The following is a 19347-nucleotide window of genomic DNA, read 5'->3' on the forward strand; positions in this document are numbered from 1 at the left end:
GACTCGTGGCGCGACGCCACGTCGACCTCAAGCGCGTCTGTGCATCGCGGTGTCTGTCCTGCACCGCCGGTTTCTGCGCCGACTGTCGATAGTCGGCCCACCCCCTCCGGCAGCCCCGATTCCTGCCGGATCGAGGCATGTCCGCGCCGCGCTCAGCCCGCCCTGCCGACCCCCGATCCGGTCCCCCGCGAATTCCAGGAGTACCCGTATGTCGTCGACCACCGACGTCTCCCCCGCCGGCGATACGACCGAAACCGCCGCGCCCCGCCCCCGGCCTACTCGCCCCGCCAAACGGCGCGCGGAGGGCCAGTGGGCTCTCGGATACCGTGAGCCGCTCAACCCCAACGAGCAGGTCAAGAAGGACGACAACCCGCTCAACGTGCGCCGTCGCATCGAAGACATCTACGCGCACACCGGATTCGACGGCATCGACCGGACCGACCTGCGCAACCGGTTCCGCTGGTGGGGCCTGTACACGCAGCGCGAACAGGGCTACGACGGCACCTACACCGGCGACGAGAACATCGATCTGCTCGAGGCGAAGTACTTCATGATGCGGGTGCGCTGCGACGGCGGCGCCCTGAATCTCGCGCAGCTGCGCACCATCGCGGGGATCTCGACCGAGTTCGCGCGCAACACCGCCGACCTGTCGGACCGCGAGAACGTCCAGTACCACTGGATCGAAGTCGAGAACGTCCCGGAGATCTGGCGACGCCTCGAGTCCGTCGGCCTGAAGACGACCGAGGCGTGCGGCGACTGCCCGCGCGTGGTCCTCGGCTCCCCCCTCGCCGGCGAGTCCCTCGACGAGATCATCGACGGCACACCGGCGGTCGAGGAGATCGTCCGCCGCTACATCGGCGACCCGAAGTACTCGAACCTGCCGCGCAAGTTCAAGACCGCGATCTCCGGCCAGCAGGACGTGGTGCACGAGATCAACGACGTCGCGTTCGTCGGCGTGAACCACCCGGAGCACGGCCCCGGGTTCGACCTGTGGGTCGGCGGTGGCCTGTCGACGAATCCGATGCTGGCGCAACGGGTCGGCGCGTGGGTCCCGCTCGCCGAGGTACCCGACGTGTGGGAGGCCGTCGTGTCGGTCTTCCGCGACTACGGCTACCGCCGGCTGCGGTCGAAGGCTCGGCTGAAGTTCCTGGTCAAGGACTGGGGCGTGGAGAAGTTCCGCGAGGTTCTCGAAACGGAGTACCTGAAGCGGCCGATGCTGGACGGGCCCGCCCCGGAGCAGCCGACTCGACCGATCGACCACGTGGGCGTGCAGAAACTGCGCAACGGACTCAACGCGGTCGGCGTCGCCCCCATCGCGGGCCGGGTCTCCGGCACGATCCTCGCCGCCGTCGCCGACGCGGCCGAGAAGGCGGGATCCGATCGCATCCGCTTCACGCCCTACCAGAAGCTCATCGTGCTCGACGTGGCCGACGAGAAGGTCGATCAGCTGATCGCCGACCTCGACGAGCTGGGTCTGCCCGCGAACCCGACGCCGTGGCGCAAGAACCTGATGGCCTGCACGGGCATCGAGTTCTGCAAGTTGTCGTTCGTCGAGACCCGCAAGCGCTCGCAGGCGCTGGTGCCCGAACTCGAGCAGCGCCTCGCCGACGTCAACGCCCAGTTGGACGTTCCGGTGACGATCAACATCAACGGCTGCCCCAACTCGTGCGCACGGTCGCAGGTCGCCGACATCGGCTTCAAGGGCCAGCTCGTCGACGACGGGGACGGCAACCAGGTCGAGGGATTCCAGGTGCACCTCGGCGGGACGCTCGGCATGGACGCGGCATTCGGCCGCAAGCTGCGCCAGCACAAGGTGACCAGCGCCGAGACGGGCGACTACATCGAGCGGGTGGTGCGCAACTTCGTCAAGCACCGCAACGCGGGAGAACGCTTCTCGCAGTGGGTGTTGCGCGCGGACGAGGCCGATTTGCGATGACCGGGGAGCAGACGATCGAAGGACGGAACGTGACGACGACACGGACGACGGAGGAACTGCGGGAACTGGCCGCGCAGGGGGCGGCCGCTCTCGAGGGCGCCTCGGCGCAAGACCTGCTGCAGTGGACCGAGGAGAACTTCGGCGACTCGTACATCGTGGCGTCGAACATGCAGGACGGGGTGCTCGTGCACCTCGCGGCGCAGGTGCACCCCGGCGTGGACGTGCTCTTCCTCGACACCGGTTACCACTTCGCCGAGACCCTCGGCACCCGGGACGCCGTCGCGCAGGTGTACGGCGTGAACCTGGTCGAGGCCAAGGCGCAGCAGACGGTGGCCGAGCAGGACGCCCTGCTCGGTAAGGACCTGTTCGCGCGGGACCCCAACGAGTGCTGCCGCCTGCGGAAGGTGGTGCCGCTGAAGCAGACCCTGGCGGGCTACCAGGCGTGGGTCACCGGCATCCGCCGGGTGGAGGCCCCGACCCGGGCCAACGCCCCGCTGATCTCCTTCGACGACGCCTTCGGGCTGGTGAAGATCAACCCGATCGCCGCGTGGTCCGACGAGGACATGCAGAACTACATCGACGAACACGGGATCCTCGTCAATCCCCTGGTCGACGAGGGCTACCCCTCCATCGGGTGCGCCCCCTGCACCGCCAAACCACTACCCGGAGCCGATCCGCGCAGCGGACGGTGGGCCGGCCGAGCCAAGATCGAATGCGGGTTGCACGCCTCATGACACTCATCGACACGAAATTCACCGAATCCCGGAACACGTCGGACGGCACCAGGTTCGACACCCTCGACGCCCTCGAGTCGGAAGCGATCCACGTCTTCCGCGAGGTCGCCGGCGAGTTCGAGCGCCCGGTGATCCTGTTCTCGGGCGGCAAGGACTCGACGGTCCTGCTGCACCTGGCGCTCAAGGCCTTCTGGCCGGCGCCCCTGCCGTTCGCGCTGCTGCACGTCGACACCGGGCACAATCTTCCCGAGGTCCTCGAGTTCCGCGACCACGTCGTCGAGAAGTACGGGTTGCGGTTGCACGTGGCGAAGGTCGAGGACTACCTCGCCGACGGCCGCCTCACCGAGCGGCCCGACGGGATCCGCAACCCGCTGCAGACGGTGCCGCTGCTCGACGCCATCGCCGACAACCGTTTCGACGCGGTGTTCGGCGGCGGCCGCCGCGACGAGGAACGCTCCCGCGCCAAGGAACGGATCTTCTCCCTGCGCAATGCGTTCGGCCAGTGGGACCCCAAGCGGCAGCGGCCCGAGTTGTGGAACCTCTACAACGGCCGGCACGCCCCGGGCGAGCACGTGCGGGTCTTCCCGCTGAGCAACTTCACCGAGCTCGACATCTGGCGGTACATCGCCCGCGAGGACATCGAACTCGCGAGCATCTACTACGCCCACCAGCGCCCGGTGTACCGGCGGGACGGCATGTGGATGACACCCGGCGTGTGGGGCGGCCCGGCCGAGGGTGAGGAACTCGAGGTCCGGTCGGTGCGCTACCGCACGGTCGGTGACGGGTCCACGACCGGCGCGATCCTGTCCGAGGCGGCCGACAACGAGGCGATCCTCGACGAGGTCGCCGCGTCGCGGCTCACCGAGCGCGGCGCCACCCGCGGCGACGACCGCGTGTCCGAAGCGGCCATGGAGGACCGCAAGCGAGAGGGATATTTCTGATCATGAGCGACCTCCCCGTGCACAGCACGCAGCTGCTCCGGCTCGCCACCGCCGGCAGTGTCGACGACGGCAAGTCCACCCTGGTGGGCCGGCTCCTGTACGACACCAAGTCCGTGCTCGCCGACCAGATCGACGCGGTCACCCGCGCCTCGGTCGACAAGGGGCTCGACACCCCGGACCTGTCCCTGCTCGTCGACGGCCTGCGTGCCGAGCGCGAACAGGGCATCACCATCGACGTCGCGTACCGCTACTTCGCCACCCCCCGGCGCAGTTTCGTGCTGGCGGACACCCCGGGACACGTGCAGTACACCCGCAACACCGTCTCGGGGGCATCCACCGCCCAGCTCGTGGTGCTGCTCGTCGACGCACGCAAGGGTGTGGTCGCGCAGACCCGCAAGCACGCCGCCGTGCTCGCGTTGCTCGGCGTGCCCAAGCTCGTGCTGGCGGTCAACAAGATCGATCTGGTCGACGACCCGGCGGCCGTGTTCGCCGACATCTGCGGCCGGTTCAACGAGCTGACCCGGTCGCTCGGCTGGTCGCCGGAGGACGTGCAGGAGATCCCGGTCTCCGCACTGCACGGCGACAACGTCGCGGTCCGTTCGGAGAACACGCCGTACTACGACGGCCCGACGCTCATCGAGCACCTCGAGTCCGTCCCGGTCGACGCCGACGTCCACGGCCGCCACGAGATCGGGCTGCGGTTCCCGGTGCAGTACGTGATCCGGCCCCGCACCGCCGACTACCCGGACTACCGCGGCTACGCCGGACAGATCGCGGCAGGCACCGTCCGGCCCGGCGACGAGGTCGTGATCCTGCCCGCGGGCACCCGGACCACGATCGAGCGGATCGACACCGCCGACGGCGAGCTCGCGTTCGCCCATGCCGGCCGCAGCGTCACCCTCGTCCTCGCGGACGACGTCGACGTCTCGCGCGGGGACGTCATCGCCGCCCCGGCCGCCGCCCCGGAACCGATCGGCCAGTTCGAGGCGACGGTGTGCTGGCTGGCCGAGAAGCCGCTGCGGCCCGGCGCCCGGCTGCTGCTCAAGCACGGCACCCGCACGACCCAGGCGATCGTCGGGACGCTCGAGGAGCGCTTCGACGAACAGACCCTGACGTCGGTTCCCGCCCCCGAGTCGCTCGAACTCAACGAGATCGCCCGCATCACCGTCCGGGTCGCCGAACCCATCGCGGCCGACGACTACAAGGTCAACCGCCGCACGGGCAGCTTCCTGCTCATCGACCCCGCCGGTGGGAACACCCTCGCCGCGGGCCTGGTGGGCAACAGCCTCGCCGAGATCGAGCTCGGGGACCGCGTCCCCGCATGATCCCCCTCGTCGCCGTCGCGCACGGCAGCCGTGACCCGCGCTCGGCGCGCGCCATGGCTGCCGCGCTGGCGGCGCTGCGGGACCGCCACCCGGACCGGGAGGTGCGGCTTGCGTTCCTGGATCTGAACACCCCCTCGGTGGGGCAGGTCGTCGATGCCGTCGCCGCCGAGGGGCACCGCCGCGTCGTGGTGGTCCCGTTGCTGCTGGGCAGCGCCTTCCACGCCCGGGTCGATCTGCCCGCGCTCCTCGCCGAGGCCCGCGTCCGGCATCCGCGTCTCGACGTGGTCCAGGCGGACGTCCTCGGCGCGGACGACCGTCTCGTGTCCGCGGTCCGCGAGACGATCGGCGCGGCCGGTGTCTCCCGGACCGACCCGAGCGTGGGCGTCGCCCTGTGCGCGGTCGGATCCCGGCGCCGGGACGCCAATGCCGCCACCGCGGCGATCACCCCGCGCCTGCTGCGGGGCACGGCGTGGGCGTGGGGCCGCACGTGCTTCGCCACCGCCGCGGCGCCGACGGTCGTCGACGCCCTGGCGGACCTGCGTGCCGCCGGTGCCAGCACGCTCGTGCTCGCCCCCTGGATGCTCGCGCCCGGACTGCTGTGGGACCGCGCCGTCGCCGCCGCCCGGGCGGAGTTCCCGGAGGTCGTCTGTTCCGGCACCCTCGCGGACTCCCCCGCCGTCGGGTTCGTGGTCGACGAGCGCTACCGGCAGTCGCTCGTGCACGCCGGGGTCGCGTCGCGTCGCACCGCCTGACGCCCACCGATTGCCTCTGGCGCACTCCGGTCCTGTCGGCACAGACTGGACTCGAGGCAAGGAGGCATCGTCATGGCCACAGCACCGATTCGGCACGGGATCGTCGTCGGGGTCGACGGTTCGGACGGCTCGTTCTCCGCGGCGCACTGGGCCGCGTCCGCCGCCCGGATCTTCGGTGAGCCGTTGCACCTGGTCAACGTGCTCCCCGAGGCGCCGAGCGCCACCGGCAGATCCAGGGAGGAGTTCGCCAAGCTCTTGCAGGCCGACAGCGAACGGCTGCTCGAACGTGCCCGGCGCGCGGCGCTCGACGGTCGTACGGATGTCGAGGTCGACTGCAGCAGCCGGTCGGGCCCCCCGGCGAAGACCCTCGTCGAACTGTCGAATACGGCCCGTCTGCTGGTGGTCGGCCGAACCACGACCGGGGAACTGCGCTCGATGTTCGCCGGCTCCGACGTCGTCCGCGTCGCCAACCAGGCCCGCTGCCCGGTCGTGGCGTGGCGGGGCGAAGGCGACCACGAGGAGGTGGACACCCGGCCGGTCGTCGTCGGTGTCGACGGCAGCGCCTTGAGCACGGCCGCCATCGAGCACGCGTTCGAGTTCGCCTCGTTCCTCGGCGTCCCGTTGATCGCGGTGCACGCGTGGACCGAGCAGTCCACCCTGCGCGGCTACGACGAGTCCGCGCGCTTCGTCGACTGGTCGACGTACGCGCAGCAGAAGGCCGCCGACCTCGCGGAGAGCCTGGGCGGGTGGCGCGAGCGATATCCCGACGTCGAGGTGCGGCCCGAGCTCGAGCGCCGCGGCGCGATGGTGGCCCTCATCGAGCGCTCCGTCGACGCGCAACTCGTCGCGGTGGGCAGCCACGGTCGCAGCACGATCGCGTCGGCCCTCCTCGGCTCCACCGGTCAGGGCCTGCTCCACCATTCCCGCTGCCCGGTGCTCATCTGCCGGGAATGACCCTCGGTCCCAGAACTCCGCTTCGCGCAAGGAATTTCGAGCGCCTCGACCGTGGGGGCGGCATCCTCCTACTTCGTCGCCTCGGCGTAGATCACGGCGATGCTGCCGGTGCCGGGCCGGAACAGCTCGGCCTCGACCGCACTCCAGCCACCGAGATCGTCGACGGTCCACAGCGTTTCGGGGGCCGGGAAGTCTCCGGCGAACTCCCGCGCGACGCCCGGGTCGGCCGGCCGGAATCCGGCGGAAGCCCAAATCCTCTGCGCCTGCGCGGTGTAGAGGAAGTCGTTGAACTCCTGAGCGGCCACCACGTCGGGCGCGTTGTCGATCACCACCGCGGGACTGTCGATCCGGAGGGTGGTGGTCAAGGGCACGCGCCGGACCGCGGCGCCGTCGCGCTCGAGCCGGACCGCGTCGCGTTCCGACAGGAGCAGCACGTCGCCGGCACCCCGCACGAACATCTCCACGGCCTCTTCGGCGCTCGCGGGCCAGGACTCGATGTGGTCACCGACCAGCGCCGTGAGGTAGTCCCGGCCCGCCTGCGGGTCGGCACCGCCGTTGCTCGTCGCGGCGTAGGCGGCGAGCAGGTTGAGCTCGGCCGCGCCGGAAGCCGACGGGTCGGGCGTGATCACTTCGAGGCCCGGAGCGAGCAGGTCGTCCCAGTCCGTCACGCCCCACGGGTTGTCCTCCCGCACGAGCATCGCCACGACGGATCCGTACGGAATCCCCCGGTACACCCCCGCGTTCCAGTCCGCGTCGACCAACCCGGCATCGACGAGCCCGGACAGGTCCGGCACCGTGGCGAAGGTCACGAAATCCGCCGAGGCGCCGTCGACGACGGCGGCAGCCTGCTGCGCGGACGGACCGGACGTGACGTCGAAGCGGACGTCCTCGCCGGCGTCGGTGCTGCCGAACGCGGCGATCACCGCGTCCAGCGCTGCCCGGGCCCCCTCGGCGGCGTACAGGTCGACGGTGGGGCCGGCGCCGGCCCCACCGTCGTCGCTCCCCCGCCCGTCACCGGCCGAGCACGCCGTGAGCGCGGCGGCGGCTGCGAGCGCGACGACGTGCCGGCTCGGACGGAATCTCACGACACACCTCCGGCGCGGATCAACGGGTCAGCAGCCAGGCCACGACGACGAGAACGAGCAGGGCGGCCAGGGTGAGGGTCACGCGTGAGCGCGGCATGTCAGCGATCCTCCGTCTTCGGTTCGGACGCGGCCGGCTCCCTGCGCCCGACGGCCGCGAGGACGCCCGCGAGGGCACGGTCGAGCAACCAGGCCACGCCGGCGCACACCGGCACCACGACACCCAGCACGAGCGCGACCTGCGGGACGAACGGGAGGCCGGCCAGCCACAACTCGAAGCCGTCCCACCACGATGCCGCCCGATCCACGCCCCCACCCTAGTCGGCACCCGTTCGGTGGACGCCGGGGGCCGGGTGCCGGGATCATGTGGTGATGGCACACACGTTTGAAGGATCGGGGCTCTCGTCCGCGCATTCGCACCCGCCGCACCGGAGCCCCTACCCGCCGATCGACGACTACGCGTTCCTGTCGGACTGCGAAACGACCTGCCTCATCGCCCGCAACGGGGCGGTCGAATGGATGTGCCTGCCCCGGCCGGACTCGCCCAGCGTGTTCGGCGCGATCCTCGACCGCAGTGCCGGCTACTTCCGCATCGGCCCGCACGACCGCACCGTCCCGGCGGCACGCCGGTACCTGCCCGGTGGACTGATCCTCGAGACGACGTGGCAGACCGAGACGGGATGGATAGTGGTGCGCGACGCCCTGGTGATGGCGCCGTGGCATGCCGTCCAGGAGCGGTCGCGGACCCACACGCGGACACCGACGGACTGGGACGCCGAGCACATGCTGCTGCGCACCGTCCGCTGCGTGAGCGGGACCGTGGAACTCGAGGTCAGTTGCGCCCCCGCGTTCGACTACCATCGCGCCCCGGCGCGCTGGGAGTACACGGGCAAGGTGTACGAGGAGGCCACGGCGTACTGCACCGCCGGTGAACCCGGGGAGCACCCCGAACTGCGGCTCACCACCGATCTCCGGCTCGGCCTCGAGGACGGGGAGGCACGGGCACGAACCCGGATGCGCAAGGGCGACAAGGCGTTCGTCGCCCTGTCGTGGTCGGACGTGCCGTGCCCGGGGACGTACGAGGAGGCCGCCGCGAAGATGGCCGAGACCGCGGACTTCTGGCGGGAGTGGATCACCACCGGTCGTTTCCCCGATCACCCCTGGCGCAGCTACCTGCAGCGCAGCGCACTGACCCTCAAGGGACTGACCTACGCGCCCACCGGGGCACTGCTCGCCGCAGCCACCACATCCCTTCCGGAAACACCTGGCGGAGAAAGGAACTGGGATTACCGCTACGCGTGGGTACGCGATTCGACGTTCGCGCTGTGGGGTCTGTACACGCTCGGGCTCGACCGGGAGGCCGACGCGTTCTTCGCCTTCATCTCCGACGCGTCCCGCAGCGAGGACGGCACATTGCAGCCGTTGCAGGTCATGTACGGCGTGGGCGGCGAGCGGGTGCTCACCGAATCGCAGCTCGAGCACCTGTGCGGCTACGACGGAGCGCGTCCGGTACGGATCGGAAACGATGCGTATCATCAAGTGCAGCACGACATCTGGGGCGCGATGCTGGACTCGGTGTACCTGCACGCGAGGACCCGCCGGCACATGCCCCAGTCCTTCTGGCCGGCCGTGAAACGCCTCGTCGGGCAGGCCGAGCAGCACTGGCGCCTGCCCGATCGCGGCATCTGGGAGGTGCGGGGTGAGCCCCAGCACTTCACCTCGTCCAAGGTGATGTGCTGGGTCGCGCTCGACCGGGGCGCACGGCTGGCGCGCACACACGGCCGCCCCGACTACGCGGTGCGGTGGGAGGCCGTGGCGGACGAGATCAAGGCGGACATCCTCGCGCACGGCGTCGACGAGCGCGGGGTGTTCACCCAGCGCTACGGGCACCCCTCCCTCGACGCCTCGGCGCTGCTGGTGGTGCTGCTGCGGTTCCTGCCGGCCGACGATCCGCGGGTGCGGGCGACGGTCCTGGCGATCGAGGACGAACTCACCGAGGACGGACTGGTCCTGCGGTACCGGGTGGACTCGACCGACGACGGGCTGACCGGCGAGGAGGGCACCTTCACGATCTGCTCGTTCTGGCTGGTCTCCGCCCTCGTGGAGATCGGGGAGGTGGAAAGGGCCCGCATCCTGTGCGAACGGCTCCTCGGCTACGCCAGCCCGCTCAAGCTCTACGCCGAGGAGATCGACCCGCGCTCGGGCCGGCACCTGGGCAACTTCCCCCAGGCCTTCACCCACCTGGCCCAGATCAATGCGGTCGTGCACGTGATCCGCGCGGAGGAGCAGATCGCGGCCGGCGAGTTCCAGCCCGCGCGCCGTGCGCCGTGACCCGCTACCAGGATCGGCGCAACAGTTCCTCCGCACGGTCCGCGATGTCCCGGACGATCTCGCCGGCGGGCCGTTGTTCCCGCACGAGCCCGGCGGCCTCCCCGGCGTAGACCACGCCCCGCCGGGGGTCGGCCGCGTCGTACGCGGCGGCGAGCGTCTCCTCGTCGGCGCCGCGCGCGTGCCATTCGGCGGTGTAGTCGTTCGCCAGGGCCCGGCCACCCCACCGCGCCGGCCAGGGCTGGTGCCGGGCCCGGTCGAAGACGTCGGTGTAGACGGTGTCGTTGCTGCGCGCCGCGACGAGCAGGTCCCGGGCGTACTCCGGTCCCACCGTCTCGGGACTCGCCAGCAACGCCGTGCCGACGAGCGCGCCCTCCGCACCGGCCGCGAGCACCGCAGCCAGTCCCCGCCCGGACGCGATGCCACCCGCGGCGAGCACCGGAAGCGACGTCGACTCGAGCACCTCCTGCAGCAGCGGCAACGTCCCGATGTGTCCGGTGTGACCGCCGGCCTCGTGCCCCTGGGCGACGACGGCGTCGACCCCGGCGGCCTCGACGACCCGCAGGTCGTCGATCGTGTTGATCTGCGAGATCACGACGGCACCGGCCGCCCGCACGCGCGGCACGTAGGGGGCCGGGTCGCCGAACGACAGCGACACCACGCGGGGCCGTTCGGCCAGCACCGCGTCGAGCAGACTGTCGTCGTCGGCGAGCGACCAGGTCATCAGCCCGAAACCGAGCGGTCCACCCCCGAGTTCACGAGCCACCGCCGACTCGGCGGCCAGCCACTCCGAGGTGTTGTAGCGCGCGGCCCCGATCAGGCCGAGCCCGCCGGCCCGGGTCACCTCCCCGGCCAGGCGGCCGCCGGCACGGCCGCCCATGGGGGCGCCGAGCAGCGGGACGGTGATGCCCAGGGTGCGGGTGAGCCAGGTCTCGAGCACGGTGGACTACTTCCCCTTCGGCTTGTCCGAGGACGCCTCGGACGAGAGCGCGGCCACGAACGCTTCCTGCGGGACGTCCACCCGGCCGATCGTCTTCATCCGCTTCTTGCCTTCCTTCTGCTTCTCGAGCAGCTTGCGCTTGCGGCTGATGTCGCCGCCGTAGCACTTGGCGAGCACGTCCTTGCGGATCGCACGGATGTTCTCCCGGGCGATGATCTTCGACCCGATCGCCGCCTGCACCGGCACCTCGAACTGCTGACGCGGGATCAGCTCCTTGAGCTTGGTGGTCATCTTGTTGCCGTACGCGGCGGCCGCGTCCTTGTGCACGATCGCGCTGAACGCGTCGACGGCCTCGCCCTGGAGCAGAATGTCCACCTTCACCAGTGCGGCCTCCTGCTCCCCGGCCTCCTCGTAGTCGAGGCTGGCGTAGCCGCGGGTGCGGGACTTCAGCGAGTCGAAGAAGTCGAAGATGATCTCGGCCATCGGCAGGGTGTAGCGCAACTCGACCCGGGTCTCGGACAGGTAGTCCATGCCGCCGAGTTCGCCACGCCGCGACTGGCACAGCTCCATGATCGAACCGATGAACTCGCTCGGGGAGATGATCGTGCACTTGACGATCGGCTCGTAGATCGCGCGGGCCTTGCCTTCGGGCCAGTCCGACGGGTTGGTGACGATGTGCTCCTGCCCACCTTCGAGGACCACGCGGTAGACCACGTTGGGAGCGGTGGAGATCAGGTCCAGGCCGAACTCGCGCTCGAGTCGTTCCCGGGTGATCTCCATGTGCAGCAAGCCGAGGAAGCCGCACCGGAAACCGAAGCCGAGTGCCACCGACGTCTCGGGTTCGTAGGTGAGCGCGGCGTCGTTGAGCTGCAGCTTGTCGAGGGCATCGCGCAGGACGGGATAGTCCGACCCGTCGACCGGATACAGGCCGGAGTAGACCATCGGGCGGGGTTCCCGGTAACCGGTGAGGGGTTCGGCGGCGCCGCCCCGCGCCGAGGTGACCGTATCGCCGACCTTCGACTGACGCACGTCCTTCACGCCGGTGATGAGATAGCCGACCTCGCCGACTCCGAGCCCGGTGGTGACCTTCGGCTCGGGCGAGACGATGCCCACCTCGAGCAGCTCGTGGGTGGCGCCGGTGGACATCATCTTGATCTTCTCGCGCGGCACGATCCTGCCGTCGACCACACGCACGTACGTGACGACGCCACGGTAGGTGTCGTACACCGAGTCGAAGATCATCGCGCGGGCGGGCGCGTCGCGGTCGCCGACCGGCGGCGGTACCTGCCGGATCACCTCGTCGAGCAGTTCCCGCACGCCCACCCCGGTCTTGCCCGACACCCGCAGCACCTCCTCGGGCTCGCAGCCGACGATGTGTGCGATCTCGGCGGCGTAGCGGTCCGGGTCGGCCGCGGGCAGATCGATCTTGTTCAGGACCGGGATGATCGTCAGGTCCTTGTCGAGAGCGAGATAGAGGTTGGCGAGGGTCTGCGCCTCGATGCCCTGGGCGGCATCGACGAGGAGCACCGCACCCTCACACGCCTCGAGCGCACGGGAGACCTCGTACGTGAAGTCGACGTGCCCGGGCGTGTCGATGAGGTGCATGACGTAGTCCTCGCCGTCGACCTGCCACGGCAGCCGCACGTTCTGGGCCTTGATGGTGATCCCGCGCTCGCGCTCGATGTCCATCCGGTCGAGGTACTGAGCACGCATCTGGCGCTCCTCGACCACACCGGTGAGCTGCAGCATGCGGTCCGCGAGCGTCGACTTGCCGTGGTCGATGTGCGCGATGATGCAGAAGTTCCGGATCTTCGCGGGGTCCGTGAACGTGGTGTCGGCGAAGGTGCTGATGTCGGGCTCCTGACTCGGACGGGCAGCAGCCCTGGCGGGCCGCGGTCACCCCTGCAGAATATCCAAGTCGCGGCGGGTCCGGTCCCGCGGCCGCACCTGTGCGGCGGCGGGCGCCGCTAAGCTCGCCGACGTGGCTGGCACATGGAAGAAACTCGGCAGGCAACTGGGACGGCTCGCGGTCGAGCAGGGGCCGCGGTTGCTCGAGCAGATGCAGCGCTCCGGCGCTCTCGACCGGGCCCGGACCGCCCTCGGCTCCGGGACAGCCGACACCACCCGACCGGTCCCGAAGCCGGGCCGTCCGGTGACCTCCCGTACTTCCCCCACCGCGCAGCGCGCCCGGCAGATCGCGTACGCCCCCGATCTCGACGGCCGCGCCGACCCGGGCGAGATCGTGTGGACGTGGGTGGCCTACGAGGAGGACGCGACCAAGGGCAAGGACCGGCCCGTGCTCGTCGTCGGACGCAACGGCGGCACCCTGCTCGGCCTCATGCTGTCGTCGAACGACGACCGGGACGGTCACCGGGACTGGCTGGCGCTCGGTAACGGCAGCTGGGACGCCGGCAACCGGCCCAGCTGGGTCCGGCTGGACCGCGTGCTCGACGTGCCCGAGGACGGCATCCGGCGCGAAGGCGCGGTGCTCGGCCGGTCCCGGTTCGAGCAGGTCGCGGCGCGCCTGCGCGCCGACTACGGCTGGCGGTAGCCGGCCGTCCTGTCACCGTCGGCGGTAGCCGCGTCCCGTCACCGTCGGCGGACGCCGGCCGGCGGCGCCACGGACGGCCGCAGCCCGGCGAACCGGCCGAACAGCGACCGGTAGACGAGCGCCCCGAGGGCGCCGCCGATCAGCGGGAACAGGATGAACAGCCAGAGCTGCGCGAGCGCACCGTCCTGGTACGGAGCGACCGCGATGCTCCGGGCCGGATTGACGGAGGTGTTGTCGATCGGGATCGAGATCAGGTGGATCACTGTCAGGGTGAAGCCGATCGACACGCCGGCCAGCAGCACGTCCGAGGCCTGGTCCGTCGCGGCGAGCACCACGAACACCAGGAGTGCGGTCAGCAGCACCTCCACGATCATGGTCGCGCCGATTCCGTAACCGTCGATGAGCACCCCGCCCAGCGGTCCTTCCACTGCCGACGGGCTGTGCGGTCCCCAACCGTTGGCACCGAGTCCCTGCGCGGCCCGGTCGTAGGTCGGGAGCGACTGCGCCACCGAGTAGATCGTCACGCCCGCGACGAGCCCGCCGAGGATCTGGGCCACGATGTAGAACACCGCCCGCTTGGCGGTGACCCGCCCGATCGCGAGCTGACCGACCGTCACCGCCGGGTTCACGTGACACCCGGAGATCGGCCCGATGGCGTAGACGAGGAAGAGCAGCGTCAGCCCGAACGCCAGCGCGACGCCCAGATTGCCGACCTTGTCTCCGGCGAAGACCGCCGTGCCGACCGCGGAGAACACGAGCACGAACGTGCCGATCGCCTCCGCTGCGTACTTCTTCGCGTCCGAGAATTCTTCCTTCTCGACGGCTTCGAGCGCCGTCTCGGGCTCGGCACCGCCGCGTACCCGGTCCGCCTTCCGGTTCGCCGCCCGGTCCTCGGGACCAGTCTCGTGTTCGTTCGTCATGCGCCCACCTCGCGTCGTGCGGCCCCGAAGGACCGGATCCGATGTGTCGAACATCCGCACTGGCGAACACCGCGGGTCGAAGACGGGCCCACCGGCCGCACAGCACTACCGCAACAGAACACAGCGGACACTACGCAAGCCGGATGACCGCCACAACAACTTCCGGTGACGTCGAGGACAGTTCCCGGCAGGCCGGCCGGACGCGACCGTATCGGCACCCGGTGTGCGGTCCCGGGTACCAGTTTTGGGGTTCCGCCGGGCCGCTGGTATCGTGGTCCGTCGGTGCCGTAGTGCGCCCAGAGCTTTCCGACCAACTACCAGCAAGACGACAGGATTTTACGCGTGGCCAACATCAAGTCCCAGGTGAAGCGGATCCGCACCAACGAGCGCAACCGACTCCGCAACCAGTCGGTCAAGTCCTCGCTGCGCACGGCGATCCGTTCCTTCCGCGAGGCCGCGGCCGCCGGTGACAAGGACAAGGCCACCGAGCTCCTCGTCTCCACCAGCCGCAAGCTCGACAAGGCAGCCAGCAAGGGCGTCATCCACGCCAACCAGGCCGCCAACAAGAAGTCCGCTCTGGCCAAGGTCGCCAACGGACTCTGAGGTAGAACGCAAGCTCTGCTCCGGAAGCTGCCCGGTCCTCGGACCGGGCGGCTTCCGTCGTCTAACGGGTCCGGCCGGCCAGCTCCGCGACGCGGCGCACGGCGCGCTCGACCGCGTAGTCGGCGTCCGCGGCCGCGCCCTTGACGTCGGCATTGAGATCGGCCACCACTCGCAGCGCCGCCCCGATCGATCGGGGATCCCACGTGCGTGCCTGCCCCTGGGCCTTCTTCACCTTCCAGGGCGGCATCCCGAGTTCCGAGGCCATCTTGAACGGGTCGCCGCGCCCGGCCGAACCGACTCGTGCGATCGTGTGGACGGCATCGGCGAGGGCGTCGGCGAGCAGGACGTGCGCGACACCACGATGCGTCGCCCACCGCAGCGATTCCAGCGCCCCGGCCTCGTCACCCGCGACGGCCTTCTCGGCCACCTCGAACCCCGTGACCTCGGCCTTGCCGGAGTAGTAACGCTGCACGGCGGCAGCATCGATCTTGCCGCCCGTGTCGGCGACGAGCTGACTGCACGCCGCCGCCAGCTCCCGCAGGTCGGAGCCCACGGCGTCGATCACGGCCTGCACGACCTCCGGTGCTACTCGAACACCGGCGGTGCGGAACTCGGCCCGCACGAAGTCCACGCGCTCGGCCGGCTTGGTGATCCGGGCGCACTCGTGGGTCTCGGCGCCGCACTTCTGCAGTTCGCCCACCATGGCTTTCGCGCGGCCACCGCCGCTGTGCAGGACGACGAGGGTCACCCCCTCGGGTGGGTCGGTCGCCGCGTCGACGATCAGTGCGACGGCGTCCTTGCCGGCCTCCGCGGCGGATTCGAGGACGACCACCCGGTCCTCGGCGAACAGCGACGGGCTCAGCAGCTCGGCGAGTTCGGCGGCGCCGGCGTCGCCGGCGCGCAGCCGCGAGACGGTGAGCTCGGGACCAGACCCCGTCCGGGCCCGGACGGCACCGACGATCCGCGCGACGGCCCGTTCGACGAGGAGGTCTTCGTCACCGAGCACGAGATGCAACTGCGGGTTGGTCACCGATCGATCGTGCCACGTCCCCCGGACATCACCGTCGGTGCCCCGGCCGGGCGTCCGCGCCGTAGCCGCAGCAGGTACCGGGCAGCGACGAGCCCGCCGACGACGGCGACCGCTCCGCTCACGCCCGCCGGGACGGGCACCTCCGCCAGGGGCAGGGCCGTGGCACGCGCTGCCACCTCGAGGATCCACCACAGCATGGGCGCGGTCCCGCGAGCGAGCAGCTCCGCCACGGCCGGCGACACCGCGGAGACCGCCGCGACGGTGGTACCGAGCACGGTCAACGGCGGAAGCACCGGTGCGACCAGGACGTTGGCCGCGATCGCCACGACGCTGACGGTGCCGGACAGCGCGGCGACGATCGGTGCGGTCACGACGAATGCGGCCGCCGAGACGGCGAACACCTCGGCCGCCGCGCGGGGCCACCCGCGGGCCCGCAGCCGGGTCACCCAGAGCGGTGCCACCAGCACCAGGCCGGCGGTGGCCGCGACCGACAGGGCGAACCCGGCGTCCGTCGCGAGTTCGGGTGCGGCGACGAGCAGCACCCCGACCGTGGCCGCCAGGGCGGGCAGCCCGTTCCGTCGTCGGCTCGTCACGAGCGCGAGCAATCCGATCGCGCCCATCGCGGCGGCACGCAGCACGCTCGGCGACGGGCGCACGACGACGACGAACGCCACCAGCGCGACGGCCGCGAGCGCGGCGCCCGTGCGGGGGCCGAGGCCGAGTCCCCGCACGGCGAGCAGCACCGCGCCGAGAACGATGCTGACGTTGGCACCGGACACCGCAGTCAGGTGGGTCAGGCCCGCTACCCGGAAGCTCTCCCGCACGTCGTCGGGCAGGCGTGAGGTGTCGCCGACCACGAGGCCCGGCAGGAGGCCGGCCGCAGCGGGCGGGAGCACCGCTCCGGACGCCGAGGCGAGTCGCTCGCGGATCCGCCCCGCCCACTGCTGCACCCGCGAGGGGGCCTGCACCGACCGGGGTGGGCCGTCGGCCCGGACCACGGCCACCGTCAGGTCCGCGCCGCTGGATTCGGCGAGCCGGCCGCGCAGGGTGACCCGTTGCCCCGGCAGCAGCTCCGCCCACTCCTCGGCGGGGGCGAACACCACGACGGCCCCGCCGCCGGTGTACCGACCGGCCCCCAGGTCGGCGCGGTGCACTCTCGCCGGGACCAGGACCTGATCTCCCCCGAATCCGCTGTCCCCCAGTCTTTTCGGATCCTCGGTCGGTTCGACCGCCAGGGTGGCCCAGCCGTCACGCGCGGCCGCGCCGGCAAGCGGATGCGTCTCGACCGCCCATACCCGTAGTGCGACTGCCGCAGAGAACCCGGCGGCGACGACGAGAGCCGCGAGCAACGGGGCGGCCCCGGCACGGAACCGCCCCCGGCGTATCGGCACGAGCGTGGCCGCCGCGCACAGCGCGGCAATCGCCGCGAGCCCCAGCGCAACCTGCCAGCCGGCGTGCAACCCGAGCGCGGTTGCGGCCCACGCCGCGGCCGCGCTCGGTACCAGGCGCGCGTCGTCACGGCCGGATTCGGTCACACCACCACCAGCGTCCGCAGGCGCGCCAGCCGCGCGGGACCGATCCCGTCGACCTCGGCGAGTTGTTCGACGTCGTTGAACGGACCGTTGTCCCGGCGCCACGCGACTATCGCGGCGGCGGTGACAGGACCTACGCCGGGCAGCGCATCGAGGGCCGCCTCGTCGGCGGTGTTGAGATTCACCGGCCCCCCGGCCTCGGGCGCGCCGGACGTTCCGGCGTCCCCTGCCCCTGCGGCGCCGGAGATTCCGCTCGCCGGCGGAACCGGTGGCAGGGTGCCGACCACGATCTGGTCGCCGTCCGCGAGGCGTTGCGCCAGGTTCAATCCGGTCAGGTCCGCCCCCTCGAGGGCGCCGCCCGCGGCCGTGAGCGCATCGGCCACCCTCGAGCCGGGCGCGATTCGTACGAGGCCGGGCTTGCCCACCAGGCCCACCACACTGACCACCACCTCCTCCGGCGCCGAGTCCTGCCGGGGCGCAACGGGATCCGCCGGCGGTGCTACGACCTCCACCGCCGGCAGCGGCGGAACCGGTTCCGCGACGGGACGATCGCGCCAGGTCACGACGAGCGTGACGAGCACGACCACGACACCGACCACCGCCAGGGCCCCGGTCCCGCCGCGACCGGTCTGCCAGCGGGCCGCACGCAACCGCTCGAACGGACCCGGCGGATCGGCGGTGCCGGCCGCGTCGTACCACGGGTACGGATCGTCGTCCGGCGCCGCCGGAGGACGGTCGCCGGCGGACCGGGCGATCCCGTCGAGCCGTCTGCGCACGAGGTCGTGCTCGTCGCTGCTGCCCATGGCGCGACGCTAACCGGACACGACCGCCGCCACCGCGAAGGCTGGGACGAGTCGTCGAATCTGTGGATGAACCGTCCGCCTGTGGACAACTCCTACGCTCGGGAGACGACCACCCCGACGGCGCCGGGACCGACGTGGGCGCCGAGGACCGCGTCGAGTTCCGACACCGACAGCGGCGTCCCGGCGGGCAGCCGGCCGGCGAGTTCCGCGGCGAGCCGCTCGGCGCGTTCGGGGGCCTCGCGGTGGTGCACGGCCACCGCGGTCACCGGCTCCGCGGTGTCGACGACGCCGTCGACGAGTTTCGTCATCGCCTTGGTCATGGTGCGGGTCTTCTCCCGCAGCACCAGCCGGCCGTCGACGAGGTGCAGCACGGGTTTCATCGCCAGAGCGGTGCCGAGCAGCGCTGTGGCGGTACCGATGCGGCCGCCGCGGCGCAGGTGGTCGAGCCGGTCGACCACCAGCAGTGTCCGGCTGTGGGCGGCGACCTCCACCGCCCGTTCGTACACCGCCCGCACATCCGCACCGGACCGGGCGGCTTCCGCCGCCGCCAGAGCAGCGAATCCCAGACCCATTGCGGTGGTTCGACTGTCGACCAGTTGCACCCGGTCGCCGAGGGCATCGGCGGCATAGCGGGCAGCCGACCAGGTACCCGACAGTTCACGGGACAGGTGCACGGCCACCACCCCGTCGCCGCCGCTGTCGGACAGCGCCTCGGCGTACGCTTCCGTCAGTTCCGCCGGGGAGGGACCGGAGGTCGTGACGCCGGAGAGGTCGGCGGGCAGGTCGTCCACGCCCTCGCGCAACTCGACACCGTCCGCGATCACGTGCAGCGGCACGACACGGATGTCGTAGCGCTCCACCAGTTCCGGGTCGAGACAGCACGACGAATCGGTCACCACTACTACAGACACGCCGC

The 19347-nt window shown here is 71.2% G+C and carries 18 protein-coding genes; 9 read left to right on the plus strand and 9 right to left on the minus strand.

The features are described from left to right. The first annotated feature begins 208 nt into the window (after positions 1–208). The 6 genes from LZP97_RS10145 to LZP97_RS10170 all read left to right on the plus strand — a co-directional run bounded on the left by LZP97_RS10145 (position 209) and on the right by LZP97_RS10170 (position 6642). Positions 209–1936 (plus strand): nitrite/sulfite reductase, encoded by a 1728-nt coding sequence (locus tag LZP97_RS10145; RefSeq protein WP_234575018.1) that lies wholly within the window; start codon positions 209–211, stop codon positions 1934–1936. After that, positions 1933–2670, plus strand: coding sequence for a phosphoadenylyl-sulfate reductase (locus LZP97_RS10150; protein ID WP_010594247.1), 738 nt, complete (start codon positions 1933–1935; stop codon positions 2668–2670). Before LZP97_RS10145 ends, LZP97_RS10150 begins: the two co-directional genes overlap by 4 nt. Then, positions 2667–3611: a sulfate adenylyltransferase subunit CysD gene (cysD, locus tag LZP97_RS10155; RefSeq protein WP_010594246.1), complete on the plus strand. Its 945-nt coding sequence runs from the start codon at positions 2667–2669 to the stop codon at positions 3609–3611. Before LZP97_RS10150 ends, cysD begins: the two co-directional genes overlap by 4 nt. Before the next feature lie 2 nt (positions 3612–3613). Next, positions 3614–4936, plus strand: a complete 1323-nt coding sequence (locus LZP97_RS10160) for a sulfate adenylyltransferase subunit 1 (protein WP_010594245.1) — start codon at positions 3614–3616, stop codon at positions 4934–4936. Continuing rightward, on the plus strand, positions 4933–5688 hold the full coding sequence (locus tag LZP97_RS10165; RefSeq protein WP_010594244.1) for a sirohydrochlorin chelatase: 756 nt from the start codon (positions 4933–4935) through the stop codon (positions 5686–5688). Before LZP97_RS10160 ends, LZP97_RS10165 begins: the two co-directional genes overlap by 4 nt. A 72-nt stretch (positions 5689–5760) precedes the next feature. Further along, positions 5761–6642: a universal stress protein gene (locus tag LZP97_RS10170; RefSeq protein ID WP_010594243.1), complete on the plus strand. Its 882-nt coding sequence runs from the start codon at positions 5761–5763 to the stop codon at positions 6640–6642. Between the two features lie 68 nt (positions 6643–6710). On the opposite strand, the gene LZP97_RS10175 is transcribed toward LZP97_RS10170, so the two are convergent. After that, positions 6711–7727, minus strand: coding sequence for an extracellular solute-binding protein (locus LZP97_RS10175; protein ID WP_040275162.1), 1017 nt, complete (start codon positions 7725–7727; stop codon positions 6711–6713). A 98-nt stretch (positions 7728–7825) separates the two neighbouring features. Continuing rightward, entirely contained in the window at positions 7826–8032 is a 207-nt protein-coding gene (locus tag LZP97_RS10180) for a hypothetical protein (RefSeq protein WP_010594241.1), read from the minus strand. A gap of 64 nt (positions 8033–8096) precedes the next feature. Between LZP97_RS10180 and LZP97_RS10185 the strand changes: the two genes are divergently transcribed. Next, complete coding sequence (locus LZP97_RS10185; RefSeq protein WP_010594240.1) at positions 8097–10055, plus strand: glycoside hydrolase family 15 protein; 1959 nt, start codon at positions 8097–8099, stop codon at positions 10053–10055. A gap of 4 nt (positions 10056–10059) precedes the next feature. Here LZP97_RS10185 and LZP97_RS10190 read toward each other — a convergent pair whose 3' ends face one another. Together LZP97_RS10190 and lepA are read right to left on the minus strand one after the other, a co-directional pair. Continuing rightward, entirely contained in the window at positions 10060–10992 is a 933-nt protein-coding gene (locus tag LZP97_RS10190; RefSeq protein WP_234575020.1) for an NAD(P)H-dependent flavin oxidoreductase, read from the minus strand. Between the two features lie 6 nt (positions 10993–10998). Then, on the minus strand, positions 10999–12786 hold the full coding sequence (lepA, locus tag LZP97_RS10195; RefSeq protein ID WP_230831611.1) for a translation elongation factor 4: 1788 nt from the start codon (positions 12784–12786) through the stop codon (positions 10999–11001). Between the two features lie 187 nt (positions 12787–12973). On the opposite strand from lepA, the gene LZP97_RS10200 reads away from it, so the two are divergent. Next, complete coding sequence (locus LZP97_RS10200; protein ID WP_026137651.1) at positions 12974–13543, plus strand: type II toxin-antitoxin system PemK/MazF family toxin; 570 nt, start codon at positions 12974–12976, stop codon at positions 13541–13543. A gap of 38 nt (positions 13544–13581) precedes the next feature. On the opposite strand, the gene LZP97_RS10205 is transcribed toward LZP97_RS10200, so the two are convergent. After that, positions 13582–14463 carry an aquaporin gene (locus LZP97_RS10205; RefSeq protein ID WP_010594236.1) on the minus strand — a complete coding sequence of 294 codons (882 nt, stop codon included), beginning with the start codon at positions 14461–14463 and terminating at the stop codon, positions 13582–13584. A 342-nt stretch (positions 14464–14805) separates the two neighbouring features. Between LZP97_RS10205 and rpsT the strand changes: the two genes are divergently transcribed. Next, a complete protein-coding gene (gene rpsT / locus LZP97_RS10210; protein ID WP_003937021.1) occupies positions 14806–15066 on the plus strand; it encodes a 30S ribosomal protein S20 in 261 nt (86 codons plus the stop codon). A 61-nt stretch (positions 15067–15127) separates the two neighbouring features. On the opposite strand, the gene holA is transcribed toward rpsT, so the two are convergent. The 4 genes from holA to LZP97_RS10230 all read right to left on the minus strand — a co-directional run bounded on the left by holA (position 15128) and on the right by LZP97_RS10230 (position 19342). After that, positions 15128–16096, minus strand: a complete 969-nt coding sequence (gene holA, locus LZP97_RS10215; protein WP_010594235.1) for a DNA polymerase III subunit delta — start codon at positions 16094–16096, stop codon at positions 15128–15130. Beyond that, on the minus strand, positions 16093–17631 hold the full coding sequence (locus tag LZP97_RS10220; protein ID WP_048770814.1) for a ComEC/Rec2 family competence protein: 1539 nt from the start codon (positions 17629–17631) through the stop codon (positions 16093–16095). Before LZP97_RS10220 ends, holA begins: the two co-directional genes overlap by 4 nt. Then, positions 17628–18431 carry a ComEA family DNA-binding protein gene (locus LZP97_RS10225; protein WP_048770812.1) on the minus strand — a complete coding sequence of 268 codons (804 nt, stop codon included), beginning with the start codon at positions 18429–18431 and terminating at the stop codon, positions 17628–17630. Before LZP97_RS10225 ends, LZP97_RS10220 begins: the two co-directional genes overlap by 4 nt. A 92-nt stretch (positions 18432–18523) precedes the next feature. Then, positions 18524–19342, minus strand: coding sequence for a DegV family protein (locus tag LZP97_RS10230; RefSeq protein WP_026137650.1), 819 nt, complete (start codon positions 19340–19342; stop codon positions 18524–18526). Positions 19343–19347: the final 5 nt, after the last annotated feature.

Source organism: Rhodococcus sp. DMF-1 (assembly GCF_021441945.1).
Classification (GTDB): domain Bacteria; phylum Actinomycetota; class Actinomycetes; order Mycobacteriales; family Mycobacteriaceae; genus Rhodococcus; species Rhodococcus ruber.